The 15,837-nt window shown below is 38.1% G+C and carries 12 protein-coding genes and 1 pseudogene; 10 read left to right on the top strand and 3 right to left on the bottom strand.

The window, feature by feature from the left end:
• Nucleotides 1–1,069 precede the first annotated feature (1,069 nt).
• The 4 genes from MSSIT_RS08550 (at nucleotide 1,070) to MSSIT_RS08535 (ending at nucleotide 5,614) form a co-directional block, all read left to right on the top strand.
• Nucleotides 1,070–2,899 (top strand): DUF5050 domain-containing protein, encoded by a 1,830-nt coding sequence (locus MSSIT_RS08550; protein WP_156158824.1) that lies wholly within the window; start codon nucleotides 1,070–1,072, stop codon nucleotides 2,897–2,899.
• A gap of 212 nt (nucleotides 2,900–3,111) precedes the next feature.
• Nucleotides 3,112–3,879, top strand: coding sequence for a winged helix-turn-helix transcriptional regulator (locus MSSIT_RS08545; RefSeq protein WP_048174618.1), 768 nt, complete (start codon nucleotides 3,112–3,114; stop codon nucleotides 3,877–3,879).
• 498 nt (nucleotides 3,880–4,377) lie between these two features.
• On the top strand, nucleotides 4,378–4,584 hold the full coding sequence (locus MSSIT_RS08540; RefSeq protein ID WP_048171650.1) for a hypothetical protein: 207 nt from the start codon (nucleotides 4,378–4,380) through the stop codon (nucleotides 4,582–4,584).
• Between the two features lie 568 nt (nucleotides 4,585–5,152).
• Nucleotides 5,153–5,614, top strand: a complete 462-nt coding sequence (locus tag MSSIT_RS08535) for a serine O-acetyltransferase (protein WP_231590481.1) — start codon at nucleotides 5,153–5,155, stop codon at nucleotides 5,612–5,614.
• Between the two features lie 139 nt (nucleotides 5,615–5,753).
• Here the strand turns inward: MSSIT_RS08535 and MSSIT_RS08530 are convergent.
• Nucleotides 5,754–6,201, bottom strand: a pseudogene (locus MSSIT_RS08530) (transposase); the annotation flags it as partial.
• Nucleotides 6,202–6,356: 155 nt separating this feature from the next.
• On the opposite strand from MSSIT_RS08530, the gene MSSIT_RS08525 reads away from it, so the two are divergent.
• From MSSIT_RS08525 to MSSIT_RS23065, 6 genes are all read left to right on the top strand, one after another.
• Entirely contained in the window at nucleotides 6,357–8,243 is a 1,887-nt protein-coding gene (locus tag MSSIT_RS08525; protein WP_048171647.1) for a hypothetical protein, read from the top strand.
• A gap of 92 nt (nucleotides 8,244–8,335) precedes the next feature.
• Nucleotides 8,336–9,226 carry a carbohydrate kinase family protein gene (locus MSSIT_RS08520; RefSeq protein WP_231590480.1) on the top strand — a complete coding sequence of 297 codons (891 nt, stop codon included), beginning with the start codon at nucleotides 8,336–8,338 and terminating at the stop codon, nucleotides 9,224–9,226.
• Nucleotides 9,227–9,608: 382 nt separating this feature from the next.
• Nucleotides 9,609–10,067, top strand: a complete 459-nt coding sequence (locus MSSIT_RS08515) for a GNAT family N-acetyltransferase (protein WP_048171642.1) — start codon at nucleotides 9,609–9,611, stop codon at nucleotides 10,065–10,067.
• Nucleotides 10,055–10,207: a PfkB family carbohydrate kinase gene (locus MSSIT_RS25530; RefSeq protein ID WP_082089120.1), complete on the top strand. Its 153-nt coding sequence runs from the start codon at nucleotides 10,055–10,057 to the stop codon at nucleotides 10,205–10,207. Before MSSIT_RS08515 ends, MSSIT_RS25530 begins: the two co-directional genes overlap by 13 nt.
• Nucleotides 10,208–11,649: 1,442 nt before the next feature.
• The gene (locus MSSIT_RS08510; RefSeq protein WP_156158823.1) at nucleotides 11,650–12,423 is read left to right on the top strand and encodes a hypothetical protein; all 774 of its coding nucleotides are present in this window, start codon (nucleotides 11,650–11,652) and stop codon (nucleotides 12,421–12,423) included.
• A gap of 191 nt (nucleotides 12,424–12,614) precedes the next feature.
• Nucleotides 12,615–12,821: a hypothetical protein gene (locus MSSIT_RS23065; protein WP_156158822.1), complete on the top strand. Its 207-nt coding sequence runs from the start codon at nucleotides 12,615–12,617 to the stop codon at nucleotides 12,819–12,821.
• Between the two features lie 14 nt (nucleotides 12,822–12,835).
• Here the strand turns inward: MSSIT_RS23065 and MSSIT_RS08505 are convergent, their stop codons facing one another.
• Nucleotides 12,836–15,508 (bottom strand): DNA polymerase, encoded by a 2,673-nt coding sequence (locus MSSIT_RS08505; RefSeq protein ID WP_048171638.1) that lies wholly within the window; start codon nucleotides 15,506–15,508, stop codon nucleotides 12,836–12,838.
• Entirely contained in the window at nucleotides 15,501–15,833 is a 333-nt protein-coding gene (locus MSSIT_RS08500; protein ID WP_048171636.1) for an HNH endonuclease, read from the bottom strand. Before MSSIT_RS08500 ends, MSSIT_RS08505 begins: the two co-directional genes overlap by 8 nt.
• Between the last annotated feature and the right edge of the window lie 4 nt (nucleotides 15,834–15,837).

Genomic DNA, 15,837 nt, shown 5'->3' with positions numbered 1-15,837 from the left:
AAGGTACCAGCGATTGCGAATTGCTTTTTTGTCATTTTTTCACCCCCAATGACTTAATTATTTAATAATTTAATACTATTAATTTAATAATCCCGAATAGGATAAAATTTCCTTTATTTAGCCAAACTAGACCTCTTCATAACCTTTTTTGGAATTAAAGTTCATGTTGGAAAATTCTCAAACTTTTTATTTTTTATAGTTTGATATGTTCGAATATATCTTCTTTCTCCTATTAATTTTTACTCCAAAAAGACTTGATTTGCCACTTGACTTGTCCTGCTCCCTCATATAATTGGACATGTTCTGATGAAAAGTCCCCGTGATCAAAAGTTTGCTTATATGCAAGTACAGTACTTCGCTAAAAATCTCTTCCTCATATTTTCTCATCATCGTTTTACCTCAGAGCGTGTCTAAAGTTTAAATTTTAACCATGATGTCTAATGCATTTATATTATGCATCGAGCGAATAAGTCAAATATAATTAATTTACTGGGTGAACTTAAGATCAACAATGCCAACTATCCAAATTTAGAAGTGATTTGAATTTTAAGACAGCCTCTAAGAAGATTGGTGAAATATAAAAGAAATTAAACTTGAACTTATTCCCTAAATGAGCAGAATTAAGGTTCGAAGTAAGGGTAGGTGAGGAAAGGAAAAATCTAAAACGTTTCAAAATGGATTATAAAATATTTACTATTTTGTCTTGATCCAGAGGGTAAAGTAAACATCCTGATAAACTCACTTTTTTGATGAAATATTCCAACAAAACGTATTATAATGCCTTTTTTCTGAATATCCTTTCTTTTCGTAACAATTTCTCGTATGAGTTAGTAGAGTTGATTGTTAGAGACTATGGACAGAAAACTTATAAAGAGTTGATAATATGTGAATTTTAGAGTTAAAATATGCTCTGGAACGATGTTGGAGGATGTACACAGATTACCGGTTCTGAGTATGCTGGCTGAGTAACTCGATGTATCTTTAAAAATTCCCTCCCCTTAGTTAATTTTCTTCATAATATTCAGAATCAGTTGAAAAATAAACAAACTTTACATTTGCAGGGGATTGTATGCTAAGGACACTGAAAATAAGCCTATTCGTAATCCTCCTAATTTCAAGCATATCCACATGTTTTGCAGCTTCATCCGAAAATCTCAATGTAAGCGTTGAAGAAATTATACCTGTATCACAAATAGTGACTCCTTATTTTGACAGTCTTGTAGATTCCTCGAAAACCGGCATCAAAGAACAACCATTGTTTTATGGCTCATGGAGTCCCGATAGTAGCAGATTGCTGGTAAAAGCATCTCTCAACTCTCAGTATGGAGCTACTCTTCATGCAATTTATATGCTAAACGCAGATGGAACCGGAATTCGGGAAATCGTATCAACTCCAAACAATACGGGTGAAAAATCCCTGGGCCTGAACGAGATGGGATGGAGTCCGGATGGAAATCGAATCGGAATTATTACAGGTATTCCCAGAGTAAGGGACTTATATGTGCTTGCAGACCCCGATAAAACACTGATCAAGACTGCAGGTAAGTGTAATTACACGACAGTTGATGAAATTGGGGAAAATATTCTGGATCTTGATTGGCAAACTAATCTTAAGTGGAATCCGGAAGGCACAAAGGCTCTTATAATAATGGATCAGCATCCTCTAAGTTATCAATTATACTTACTTGACCCGGACGGTTATGTGCTCCGGAAACTTACAGATACATCTGAATCTGATCGCGTACGGACTGCACTCTGGAGTCATGATGGCAAAAAAATAGCATATAGTATAACCAGCACAACTGGTCAGACTACAGACGAAGAAACCGGGCTCTGGATTATAAACGAAAATGGAACGGAGAATGAGAGACTGACGGATAACGGGATAGCAATTGCCTGGAGTCCTGATGACAGCAGAGTGTTTTATATTGATGAAATTTTCGGTCTCTATTCAATTAAGGTCGATGGGACTGATGAAGTTCAACTTTCAACGGATTTTGCCAGGGGTGATGATGTTTTTAGTTTCAGCCCGGATGGAAAAAGCCTGATTTTCAGTACTGTAAACTATGATGGAGTCACTATATTTCTGGCAGATTCTACAGGAAAAAATGCAAAAGTGCTTGAAGAGTTTCCAGGATATATTGTCTTCAATCCAAGCTGGAGCCCAAAAGGAGATAAAATAGCTTATACACATTCACAGGACAGTAACCTTTATACAATAAACCCTGATGGAAGTGGAAAAAACCTTATCGCATCAGCAATAACCGAGTATGAATGGCACCCTTCAGGAGACTTTATCAGTTTTGTTTCATCAGCTTCTGTTTTTGTTGCAAGCCCGGACGGATCAACAAAAATACAACTTACTGAAGATGATAATAATTATAGGTTTCTGGCAGATAGGTATCGGAATGGCTGGAGTCCTGATGGGAGCAGATTGCTTGTGTCTCAAGGCGGGTTCAAAAGTTTATTCGTAATAGAACTCGAAGGATATGAAGATCCTCTCTCCATTGATTTCTTGACGCCCATAGAGGGAGAAAACTGCGAGCTAAGAGTTCGTTGCATGTCGGAACCTGTTGCAGATGCCCTTCTGACCCTTGACGAACAAGAAATTGGTTTTACCAACAACTCAGGCATTCTGAACTATAGCTGTCCTGCTGCAGGCAGGTATGTGATAAATGCCAGCAAAACAGGATACAGGTCAGCAAGCAAAGTTCTTATCGTGGAAGATAACTCCTCTGCATCTCCTGAAAAATCAGTAGTTTCGGGAACATCCTCTGATCCGTCTTCTGATTCAGAAAATGAGGGAACTTCAGGATCTGTATTTCAGGTTTCGGGCTTCAGAGGGACTACTGTAGTCCTGTTCCTTCTTTTTTTCATCTGTAGGAGGAATTTTCCGTGAAGTTAAACACCTGAGAAATCTGGTCATTGCTCAGAAAATACGGGTCTAAAAGGAAATGGTTTCGAAATTCTCAAAATATAGTGGTAGTAGGATCTATAGAATAGGGGACTTGGAGTTCAAAGCAGATAGTAATTGAATTGATTGAGGAAGTTATAGATCAGGGATACGTGGAACAGGGAAATGGCAATTTAAAGTCTACGGAGAGTCGGTCAGTGAATCTGAAAGCTATACGTTTAATCTTTGCCGGCACCAAGTTTGGAAAAAAGCTTACCATTTGCCTTCTCTTTTTTCTTTTAACAACTACAGCCGGGGCTACGGAATATATTGTAAGCCCGTGTACAAGTGATCAGGCCGGAGTTTCAGTTAACGGAGAAGAGGTAGTATTACTTGAAGACACAATAGAACCATACTGGCATTTTCTACTCTGGTTAACTGTAATGAACATACTGTCAGTAGTAGATATGCTGATCCTTCCTGCAAAGTTTCTTTTCGCAATCCTAGGGTTCCGGATTACGGAGTGTGCAGATGTCTTTGAGAACTCTAACCGCGCAAGAATCTACGAATATATAAAAACCAGACCCGGAGCTTACCTGGGTGAAATTATAGAAAAAGCAGGACTAAACAGGGGAGCAGTTCGTTATCACATCAAGATCCTGAAAGCCCATCACAAGATAGAAGCCTACAGTGAATCCGGGAAAACTAGATATTTCCAGAACAATTCAACTTATGGTGAAGGAGAGAAAAAAGTTGTTTCTGCGCTTCAAAATTCCACGAATCAAAGAATAATTTCAGAAATACAGAACGGTAAATGTAACACAAACCTGGATCTTGCGCGTGAAATCGGAGTTTCCAGGGCCACGATCAGCTGGTATGTGAAAAATCTTAAGGAAACAGGTCTCATAGATGAAACAAGAAGTGGAAGAAGTATAATTTACAGCATAAATCCTTCATACGAGACTTTGATAGAAAAATATGGATGAAACTCTTTTTTTCTCTTCCTTCGTTGCATCGGGTTGAAGCAGGTATAAGGTCGATCACTTCTGGAATGTTCTACATGTAGTTTCCTCCAGATATCTCTAACTGATTTTTTACTGGCTTATTTCAGGCATGTAACTATTCCTTAATCCTGATTGTTAGAGACTATGGACAGAAAACTTATAAAGAAGTTATCAAAATTAGCTTTTGGAGTTCAAACTAGTCCTCCCAAACAGTTTTGAACCCTTCTTGTGCCGGAAGCATGGCTATGCTGGCCTTGAGAATTTTCAAGGCTGTCAAACCCTGCTTCCGATTAGCATGTTTTGACCTTGAGATCGGGGTTATATAATGAGTCTATCCCAAAATAAATATCCAATTGAAATTATAATTTTAGAACCATGTATTCCCATGAGATAGATGTTGTTCTATGGGAATTCATAGAACATTACCTTCCTCTATAGAAACCACATACAAGAAGACCTCGTTCGAATATGAGGAAATTAATGAATGAAACTTTGTATGTTGTTACAACGGATTATAAGAGACCTGAAGGAAGGTCTGTAAACAGGCCTTCCAAAGTGACAGCTGATGGAATGTATGACACAGTTAAAATTAGAAACTATAACAGGAAAAGAGGAATAAAGTCCAACATACCAGTAAACACAAGAAATAGAAAGAAAAAGAAGATTTGGGATGAGCTCAATATATAAATATATTTTATAAAGGTTTTAAACAAATAATCTATTGTAAAAATACTTATATGTAGTTACTCATATAACACACAAACATTGACCAAAATTTGAATGCATAATCATAAAGATTAGTTGATAGAAACTGCAAACTGAGAGACAGTCCTCAAAAAGGTGGTTTCCACGCCATAGAAAATAAGAATAATTTGCCAATATTTCAGTCTTAATTAAATCACACATACTAGATTGAATATTTATTACGGATTTGTATAAAAGATATTAGAATTCTCAATGAGTGAGACTAAAATGGATTTAAGCATTATTTCGATTTTTACATTTGAGCTTATTTAGTTAACTGAGAAAGCAGCGTAAGACTTCAAGCTGTACCAATAATCATGAGTGAGGGATACCTATTACCATTAAATCAAAAAAAGATTATGATTTATATCTTGAAGCAGACAGAATAGCTTTAGGAAAAAACTATAAAAAACCTAAATTAATTGGCGATGATATATGGAAATTTCAGAGGTTATTAAGAAAGGCCGAGTATTATAATAACTGCCAAAAATCCTTTCTTCATAAACTATATTTGAACTATGTATTATTTAGATTGCATAGAATGAGCATCCATTTCGGATACAGCATTCCGCTAAATGTTTTTGGGCCAGGATTATGCATAGCTCATAGAGGAACAATTGTTGTAAATAAAGATGCCAGAGTTGGAGAGAACTGCAGAATACACGCCTGCACCAATATAGGATCTGGCAGAGAATACGATTTTCTAGCACCAAAAATAGGAAACGATGTATATATCGGTCCTGGAGCCAAAATCTTTGGAAATATTGAAATTGCAGATCATATTGCAATAGGGGCAAATTCCGTAGTCAATAAATCCTTTTATGAAAAAGGGATTTCAATAGCAGGCGTTCCTGCTAAAAAAATAAATAATAAAGGATCAGAGGGAATGGTAACTGATGCTACAAAAATTATTTCCGTCCCCTCTCGGCAGGAAACTATTGACCACGCAATTGTAACTGAACACATTAATTAACTGAACACATTAATTGATAAATAGTAAACACTAACCAAACCTTACAAACTGCTCAAACCTTATAAACTGCTTTCGGCAGGTAACTTGTTTTTTCAGAATATTTTTACTGATAGTGTTTTTGCTGAAAAACACGCATACGATAAGGAATTTCGTGCTCTATTGGCTTTGACAGGAATTCAGAAACTTTTCCATCAAGCTCTTTTGTAATCCTGAAAACTGAAGAGGTTGATATTCCTTTAATTCCAAACGAAGTCATGATCTTATCCACCCTTCGGGTAGAAACACCCTGCAGGTAAGATTCCGCTACAGCGGATAAGATAGCCGTTTCAACTCTGGAATATTTCTCAAATACCTGAGTTTCAAAGGGAAACTCACGGAATTGAGGCTTTAATAATTCAAGTTCACCATACTTGGTCAGGAGACTTCGAGGAGGGCTTCCTCCTCCATTAAAACGTTTAAAAACCACGTAATTAACTGGCGAATTCTACCTTCCTGATCGACAAGATAATCTTTTATGAGTGAGAATAAATCTACCATTGACTCTGTATCCTGTTTTTTTGTGGTGAAAAAAAAGGATATAGAGTCAATCATATTTTACAGAACTTTTGGTACACTGCCAAAATAGTGCGTAAAGTAGGAAAAATTGTACGGAAAAGTAAATTTTAACCACGGCTAAATTTTACAAATATCAATAATAGCAGTAAATCGGAAAATATGAAGTAAGAGATAATGAGGGTTGAAAATGAGAGCTTACCGGACAAAAAATTATGTACTTTTTGCATTTTCACTTCTGTTTTTAATTCAAGGCTCAGCTTCGGTTCAGGCTGCAGGTGTAACGGATCCGATGGGGGATTTTGCTTATCCTGATATTACAGAGCTTGCCTGTGAGGTCAGAGACGGTTATCTTTATGCCGAAATCAGCTTTGCAGAAAGCCTCGAGGGAAAAGACTGTTCAGGGGCAGTTTTTATTGATACCGATAAAAACTCCGGGACAGGGTACAATAAAGGGATAGGGGCAGACTACGTTTACACCTTCAGTGTTATGAGCATAATTTATTCCGACCCGATTATCTCTGCTGAATTAAACGACGATCCTGTAAGCGAAACCACACTTTCTATTTCCGGAAACAAATTATTTATTACGCTTCCTCTCAGTATGCTTGGAAACGACGATGGGGACATGGATCTTTTTGTTACCAGCCATTCCGAACTTATAAAAGCTCTCTTTTTTGACCGGGCGCCTGATTATGGAGTCCTGAACACAAAAACAGGAGAACTTAGCATTCCAGGCCTGACAGGGAGTCTTGATGGAAGTTTTCAGGATCAAGCAGGGGATTCTGAGGGTGCGGACATTACAGAGATTGATATCATGGCACATGATGGAGTCCTTGACCTGCTGTTAACTTATGAGAATGATGTTGAGTCCGGAAGCGGCTTTTACGGAGAAGACATAAACGGCTGGATTTTCATCGATTCGGACCAGAATATAGCAACAGGCTTTACTAATACGGAACAGGCACCTCCTTCTTTTGGAATAGATTACCGCATTGATTATACTATCGGTCCCATGCTGGGTACGGATGCGAGCCTGAAGATAAAAAATGAAGAATCAGACCTGACCCGGATAGGATATACGGAAACAGGAGGTATTTCCCTGGGTGTACCCTACAACGACGCAATGTTCATACCCTCCGGAAACCAGGTATTTCTGAGGCTTCCTTTAGGGCTTCTAGGTTATGATGACGGCAAAGTTAACCTCGTTGTTGACTCCTTTACGGTCGATGGGTCTCTTTCCGGAGAAATGGAACAGGTCCCTGACTTTGGGAAAGGAGCGCTGGATACCGGGACCGGAAGCTTAAGTCCCCTGCTGACATATACCGAAAATCCCCTAGAGATCAACGATCCTGCCGGGGACTCTACAGGCTTTGGCTATGACGGAGACGACCTCACCCTGGTTGAAGCAGGATACTCAGACAATATCATGCTGCTGACAATTGAATACTCCGAACTAGAACTTGACGACGGGGCGATTACTACCATATTTTTCGATACCGACCAGGGGGTAACTCCCCTTCCCGAATATATGCTCGTGTACTCCCTTTACAACGGAAAACTGGATGCGGACATTTTCGGGGACGTGGACGGGACTTACGGCGTAAGGGGTGCCGGGCATCTGATCAGCATGAAAGGAAACCGTATGTACCTGAGCATTCCCCTTGACTTCCTGCAAGATGAAGGCAATATGGACATCTACGTTGAAACGGCTCTTGTGCCAAGCAAAGCCGACATCCCCCTTACCGACCAGAGCAGGGAATGGCTTTCAGGAGACGAAGTAAAGACCGGAATCGGCCAGGTTCACATCGACCCCGACAAATTCGGAAGAACGATTTACGACAGGGTACCTGACACAGGCTTCATCTCAGTCTCAAAGCAGGGTACGGTGCAAACCGGACAGAACCAGGAGGCAAATCAGGACAAAGCCCAGCAATTCCCGCAGGACGGACAGGACACCGTCGGCCTGAAAGGAGAAGCTGATGCTCAGAACCCCGAAAGTCCGGGCCCCGGAACTTTATTTGCTCTTCTGGCGCTGCTTGCGGGAGTGTTCACCTTAAAGCGCAAAAATATCTGAAGCAAAAGAACCTGTATCCGAAAATGCAAAACAGAAAAGTGCAAAACAGAAAAGTGCAAAACAGAAATAAAGCTGTAAAACCAGTTAATAATATGAAAGCTCTCACCTTCGGAGAAGCCCTTTTTGATATCATCAAAAGCACCGCCCATCTCGGAGGTGCCCCTCTTAACCTTGCAGCCCACCTCGCAAAACTGGGAGCAAAACCGGCTGTACTCACCGCAGTCGGAAAGGACGAGCTTGGCAAAATTCTGCTTTCAAGGGCTGAAGAGATGGGAGTTGACACTTCGTACATCCTGATCGACGAAAAGAGGCCGACAGGAACCGTAACCGTAGAACTGCAAGCCGAAGGAATCCCCATTTTCACAATCAATGAAGGCGTAGCCTGGGACGCGATTACCCCGGATGAAAGAGAATTTGAAGCCCTTACAGCTGAAGAGTGGGACGTTTTCTGTTTCGGGACCCTTGCCCAGAGGTCGGAAGAAAACAGGAAGACGCTGAAAAGGCTGCTCCCGGAAATAAAGGCAAAACACTTTTTCTACGATGTAAACCTGAGAGCCGGATTTTACAGAAAGGAATGGATCTTATCTTCCCTTGAGCACTGCACAATCCTCAAAATGAATGAAGGAGAGGCAGCACAAATTTCCGGTATGCTTTTCGGCACCACGTATACCTGTAGAACTCTCTGCCGCCTGCTTACGGATAAGTACCCGAAAATCTCCGTAATCTGCATAACAAAAGGACCTGAGGGAGCAGCTGTCTATCAGGATGGAGTCTATGAGGAAATAAAAACCACACCCGTAGAAGTTGCAGATACCGTAGGAGCAGGGGATGCTTTTTCTGCCGGATTCCTGTATACCTTTCTTTCAGGGTACGGAGTTTCAAAAGCCGCATCAGTCGCCAGCATGCTCGGGACTTATGTTGCATCAAAACCGGGGTCGGTGCCGGAGTATTCGGAAGAACTTAGGGAGAAATTGAGGACTTAAGGTATCCACAACCCCATAAGGCCTGGAAGACGGTTCAAACTGCCCTGTTTTCAAAACTGTTTTTCCAAACCATTCGTATTCAGAGCTTCAACGGCCAAAGCCTGGTTTTCGCTAACAAGCCTTATAAGATGTCCAAAAGCTTCCAATTTTGAGCTGAAATCCCGACTTAAAAAGATTCAAATATAAGTTCAACAGTTTTCGTTGTTAGAAATACTTAGTTTCCAAACTGAAAATTTGAGGTTATGTTCTCGTGATTTCATAAGATTATCAGTGAGACGACTAAATACCAGCCGGTTTTCTGATTTATTCTTCCGATCAGAGTTTATTCTTCTGACAAGGTTTTATTCTTCCGGCCACATGCCAGCTAGGAAGGGGTGAATACATGTATAGTTTAAGAAAAGCAACGCAGGAAGACTATGATTTTATTTATGACTTGAAAAAGACTACCATGAAAGATTATGTAATAAAAACGTGGGGTAGCTGGGATGAAGATGTTCAAAGACTTTTTTTCAGCAGGGAACTCAAAGCTATAGAACACCAAATTATCGTTGTAAAGGACAAAAATGTTGGCACTTTTGCTTTCAGTAGAAATGAAACATCCATTATTATTGATGAGATTCTAATACTGCCAGAATATCAGAGTAAAGGAATAGGAACTTTAATTTTTTCAGATATTATCGTCGATGCTCAAAAGGCAAAAAAAGAAGTAACTCTCAGGGTATTGAAAGTAAATTATATAGCTCAAAAATTCTACAACAAACTTGGGTTTGAAAAAGTCGGAGATACGGAAACCCATTTTCTTCTAAGTAAAAAGCCTCTCCTTAAAAAATCACACCCGTAGAAGTTGCAGATACTGTAGGGGCAGGAGATGCTTTTTCTGCCGGATTCCTTTATGCTATCTTTCAGGGTACGGAGTTTCAAATGCAGCTTCAGTTGCCAGCATGCTTGGGACTTATATTGCATCAAAACCGGGGGCAGTGACTGAGTATTCGGAAGAACTTATGAAGGAACTGGGAATTTTTGAGTGAGAAAATAGATAGTTATAGTTACACAATACTGGTAATAACAATACTAAAACTGATCTTTCAAAGATGTTGGGTGAATGGGTCTCACGTTATCGAAAATCGTAGTACCTAATATTCGATAATTAGAAAACTGGTCCTACTGATCATTAAATGAAAATATTTGCTATGTTTGGATGAGGTTAAATTCATTGCTTTGTTCCTATTTAGCCTACATTCGGCAGGTCGACATTAGATTTTGAGCATTTTTACTGATTGTGTTTTCCATTCATCCTATAAATCTGTAATTGGTTTAAAACTGGTTAACATATAACTCAGATCTCACGGCATATATAAACAATGAACCATTTTTGCAATAATGTTTAGTATCAGATATAATGTATTTTTCAGCAAAAACGCTATCAGTAAAAATATTCCGAAAAAAACAAGTTACCTGCCGAAAGAAGGATTTAGGACAATTGACTTAAAATTTGGGACATATTGGCACTAATAACTCTGCTAAATTGCCAGAATATATGATAAATTACTACAAAAATGCCAGTGATTTGAACTTGAAATGTATTACCAACTTTAAAATATTGTAAAGTAGCGTGGGCTCTACTCATATCGAATTTAAAACATAAAAATATACAAAAGTCATGAGAATTCGCTATCAATAGAACCAGTTATTTATAAAATTTATAGTTACACAGTCGCATGATTGCGTTTTCACTCTATGTTTGAAAGATGAGTAAATAAACAGATAACACAAACTCGTTCTTTTTGTTTATGTGAGCTTGCTGCAATAGACTTGAGAGACTGGAAAATTCGGCAAACCTCCTTTTTACAAGCCTCGGGATCTGAAATAGAGATTTAGCGGGTTCGAATTCCATCCCTCGCACTAAATGAGGGGGATATAGGTAACTTGAAAAAACGCAACGCTATTGTGAAGATAATGCACAACCGTTTTAGTTTCAAAAGTTGCCCTAACTAAAAATCAACGTTTTCATAAAACCAGCTTAATAAATATTTCTATTTTTTGTCCAAGTTGATAATCTTCAATAGTATATTTTTGGAAATGTTTTAGTGCTAAAAATCTATATATTACTTATAAAAAATCAAATAATCAATAATTTTTATGTTCTAATGCAAAAGTTACGAATAGCCCATATTTTTTGAAAGTTGCTCACTAAAAAAATCACCCTATTTCTATAGATTCGGTTTAACAAATTAAATTTTTATGATAAGTTTGTTTCAAAACCCGCTCTTACATCACTTAACGAATATCTGGTCTAGTAAAACCTAGTCAAGTAGAACTTTTATTGTTATTCCATTTTAGCCAAAAAAAGAAAAACTAGGATTTTTGAAACAGGCTCTCTTTTATACTGAGCTAATATAATATTATTACAAGGAGGTATGAACTTGTTCAACCAATATTTTACTGAACAGGGTCCATTAACATCATTTTTCTTAGGAAATTTCTCAGCATTTATCATAAGTTGGTTGACTTATCGTTTTGTAAAACGCCGAGAAATGCTTGATAATGTGAGAATAGTGGAAGAACGTGAAAAAAGGGAGCGAATACGACAAGAAGTTACAAGTTGGGCAAATCCTATCTTGCTAACAGTTATTGATCTAAAGGGCAGATTGAAGAACATATTAGATTATGAAGGATATCTTGCTCTAAGTAAAAATTGCAATGAACAAGTTAATCCGAATTGGGCAATTTCTTATGATTATTTTATGAATAGCACTATTTTTCTGTTTGGTCAGTATTTTGCTTGGATTCAAATGCTTAAGAATAAATTGAACTTCGAATTATTTGAATCCCAAAAGGAAAAAGATGATTTCTTTAAAGCCATAAGGTTGGTTGAAGGTGCTCTTGGCCGATTTCCTCAGGAAGAACATTGTGCAGGCAAAGACACTCAAGTATTTAGATTACAGCAAAAAGTAATTGGTGAATTATTTACTGTTACTAGTGAAAGCGACAAGTACCACTGTATAAACTATTCAGATTTCCTCAAAAAGTTAGATGATCCTAACTTTACATATCATTTAGAACCGCTTAAACTATTAATTGAAGATGTGCGTCCAGGAATGGACTGTCGTTGGAAAAGATTAGAAGCAACAAGACAAGCTCTTATCATATTAGAAGGTCAATGCAATAAACTACTAAGTATATCAAATGAGGCTTAATTGTTTTCTTCCACAGGAAAAGTTTGTATAACTAAATTCCAAGATGGTAATTTATTTGTTGACGTAAACTATCAAATTCCAAGGGTTTAGTTTTACTAATTAATGTAACACATTAATTGTTTTTTCGTTTTGGTTAGTTATGATTAACGATTATTCAATTACAGTTCATGTTGTAAAAACATTTAATAAGTATGAAGCCTAATAATATTCTGATAAATATGAGTGATAAATCTCCATACTTAGGAATTCCAACTTATGGAGTTATTTTTTTAGTCAGCGCATTCATTGTAATGGCTCAACATTTTTCAGATGTGAGTTTCGGCGCCTTTGGAATACTAGCTTGGTTTGTAGTAATAGTGGGAGTTATTGGTTTCGCAGGTTATGTTTTGAACCAATAAATCAGAATTATTTTTCAAAAAGATAAACTTAGTTTCTTTACTTCTTTTGTGCCCAAGTTTATTTTGCTATCTCTCTTAACTCTATCTTTCATTCTCTTCAATGTACTTCTATGTTTAATCCCTAATTTCCTTGCCTCTTCAGGAGTTAAAGCCAAAAGCTTCTGTTTAATCTCTTCCTCATTAATGAAAACCTGAGACTTGGTTACATCTAAAGGCTGATCCTCAATATTATTGGCTTCTTTCCCAATGTAAACCAATCCATCAGCCTGAATATGCTTTCTCTTTAAGACTCCTATTTCCCCATCAAACTTATTTTCAAGATGTTCAACATACTGTAAAATTGTCCTGCTCAATGGCTTAAAATATTGAGATCCTTCCTTAACTCCTCCTGATTCATAATCAATAAACGGCTCATAAACTATCTTCTGATAATCCTTAGTAAATGGTGCAAGAGGCTTAACAGCTTTGTTGTTTTCTTCAATTGCCTGAAATCCTACAAGGAAGAAGTTAAAAGGCTTAATCTGTTCTTTCCAGCGTCTCCCTTCATTCAGTTTCTTAAACCTGCTTAACACATTGGAAGTACTAACAGTAAGCCTGGAAATAGCATAAAGGTTAGAATACTTCTCTTCAATATCCCTTTCAGTAACCTGCTCATAATGCAGTTTAAGAATATCTTCCCAGATTTCAGCCTGCCAATCTTCAACTGAGTTAGGAAAAGGGTTTGTTAAATGCCCAAGCCCATGAAGCTTGTAAGACCTTTCATCTTCCATGAACCTGATTTTTCCATTCTCATAGTAGTACAGGGCATACCTTTTGGAAGCAATCCCATAAAACCAGAGATCTTTTTTCTCAGGCTTTAGCAATGGAATATCAATGTTATAGGGGTTAAGAGGCTGAAAGAACTCTGAAAGCTCCTGAGCCTTTTCAGGAGGAACAAACACAGAATCAGTGTCCATATAGGCATGAATAGCCCCAAGCTCTTTTAACATGGCTTCAGCCATTGTTAAGAAAAGCCTAGCTCCTGAAGTAATCATAACAGCTAAGAGAGGATGAAAATACTTTCCTGACTTCTCAAACCTGTTTTCCTTAGTAACAAAGTTATCAAGCCCATAAACCTGAAACTCACTTTTCTTCTCTTCTGGGTTAAGCTCAATAAAGATTCCATAACTGAGAGCATTTACAAGAATCTTGATAGCCTGGGCTCTGCTTGATAGATGCTGATATTCAGGATCATTCCCCTCTGTGTTTTTCAATTCCTGCTTAATCTTCTGCCTCTCTTCTACAAGAACCTGAACAACATTATCCTTTAAGGGATCAATATCAATTCCAAGAACCCCAGATTTCCTTAACCCCTTCTGTACTCCTTCAGGAATGAATTTTACAGCCTCTATGATCTTTGGAACCTTGCCAGTAAGGAGATATGAGCCTACAACATCCGGTAAAGAATACCACATCTCAGAACCAGAACTCAGATAATTGATTCCTACGTTAAAGCCTGTATTATTACCCTTGTAATCCATCCTTACAGGTAAAATATCATTCTCAGGTTGAATCTTGACCATAACAACAAGCTTTTTCCATGTATCCTGTTTCTGAAGGTCTGAAAGCTTCAGTTTTGAAATAAATCTCTTGACTTCCTCTGTAATGTCCTGAATTTCCAGGCTTTCAGCTATGATGTATTTCCAGAGGTTCATTAACATTGTAACTGTAGGGTACATACTTGTAAAATCAAGAACTGTAACCTTTGTAGGTTTCTTCCTGATCTTGCATTCTGTTCTTCCCCCAAAATAGGAAGTCATTATGTTTCCAATGGCTGAATCTGGAAAATCTGTGTTCAGTTCCAAAAATGTCTTAACCCCTAACTGCTCAAGAGCATGTTTCCCAATAGAAGCAGAACTAAAGATCTTTGTTATGGGTATGTGGATCTGATAAACATCAAGCTCCTTAACAAGCTTCTCATAAACAGCTTGGGTAGTTTCAACATCCTTTACCAGATAATCAATATACTTTTCAGTAACTTTTCCATGCTCAACTCCTTTCATCTTCTGAACAGGCGTATTAAGCTTCTCTCCTGCTCTTTCGAGGGAAATATGGTTTGATTGAAGGAGAACTTCAGCCAGCCTTTGAGTATCCAAGAAATAACCTGAAAAATAGCATTCTCCTTTGTTCTGCTTGGTGGTGGTAAACTTGAAGCTATTAGAGTATCCCAGCTTCCTGACAATTACAGGAGGGTTGAAAGGGTCATCTGAGAGGGTAAGGGTAAAGCCTCCTCTGTTCCTTCCCCTTGAATCTCCTGACCTTTTTGCTATCCGGCTTATGTCAAAAGCCAGGTTATACCCATTGCAGAGGGTTTTAAGCCCAAAGACTTCAGGATAAAATACATTGTCTATGAACTCATCCAGGGAATACAGGCTTATGTTATGTTTTCTTGAATAGGCTTCCAGTATCTTTACTTCCCTTTCATTCAGGGTAGATGGATCATAGAATAAACCATCATGCTGAATAACTCCATCCTGGTAGATCTGGAAGTATCCTATCTTTAAATTTTGATATTGGTCGGTTGTGGTTTCAGTATCAAAGACCAGTACCCTGTTATGCCTGAGAGGAGTATCATAACGCCTAAAGCTCCTATGCTCTCCTTTTTTCTCAAGTCTCTGAGTATATCCCCTAACTGCAACTTTAGACATTTTGCACCATCTCATTTCCAAGATCAATTAACTGAGTTCCTAATTCTGTAAGCAAGGCACCAATAGAAACTAACTGAAAAGCTCTCTTCTGTTCAGGAGAGGCATTTCCAGATCTGGCTTTTGGGGGTAACTTATTCTGTTCCCGTGTTATCTTGGTGTGATGATTTTTACATAGAGGTTTAACCACGTCTGAATTACTCCTTCCGTATGGATGATGCATTTCAATAACATCTGGGTCATCCTCCCCGCAAACAACACAGCAAAGAGAGGATTTTCCTTCTCTCTTCTGCTTGTTCAAAGTTTTTTTATATGTTTCCTTGTCCATAGTT

Origin of the sequence: Methanosarcina siciliae T4/M (assembly GCF_000970085.1) — an archaeon.
GTDB classification, from domain to species: Archaea; Halobacteriota; Methanosarcinia; order Methanosarcinales; family Methanosarcinaceae; genus Methanosarcina; species Methanosarcina siciliae.
Note: the sequence above shows the minus strand (reverse complement) of the source record. Positions and strands in the feature narration are given on the sequence as shown.

What these genes read in the sequence shown, in the direction of transcription:
- MSSIT_RS08550 (WP_156158824.1), top strand. Translation starts at nt 1,070, where the DNA reads ATGCTAAGGACACTGAAAATAAGCCTATTCGTAATCCTCCTAATTTCA.
- MSSIT_RS08540 (WP_048171650.1), top strand. Translation starts at nt 4,378, where the DNA reads ATGAATGAAACTTTGTATGTTGTTACAACGGATTATAAGAGACCTGAA.
- MSSIT_RS08525 (WP_048171647.1), top strand. Translation starts at nt 6,357, where the DNA reads ATGAGAGCTTACCGGACAAAAAATTATGTACTTTTTGCATTTTCACTT.
- MSSIT_RS08520 (WP_231590480.1), top strand. Translation starts at nt 8,336, where the DNA reads ATGAAAGCTCTCACCTTCGGAGAAGCCCTTTTTGATATCATCAAAAGC.
- MSSIT_RS08515 (WP_048171642.1), top strand. Translation starts at nt 9,609, where the DNA reads ATGTATAGTTTAAGAAAAGCAACGCAGGAAGACTATGATTTTATTTAT.
- MSSIT_RS23065 (WP_156158822.1), top strand. Translation starts at nt 12,615, where the DNA reads ATGAAGCCTAATAATATTCTGATAAATATGAGTGATAAATCTCCATAC.
- MSSIT_RS08505 (WP_048171638.1), bottom strand. Translation starts at nt 15,508, where the DNA reads ATGTCTAAAGTTGCAGTTAGGGGATATACTCAGAGACTTGAGAAAAAA.
- MSSIT_RS08500 (WP_048171636.1), bottom strand. Translation starts at nt 15,833, where the DNA reads ATGGACAAGGAAACATATAAAAAAACTTTGAACAAGCAGAAGAGAGAA.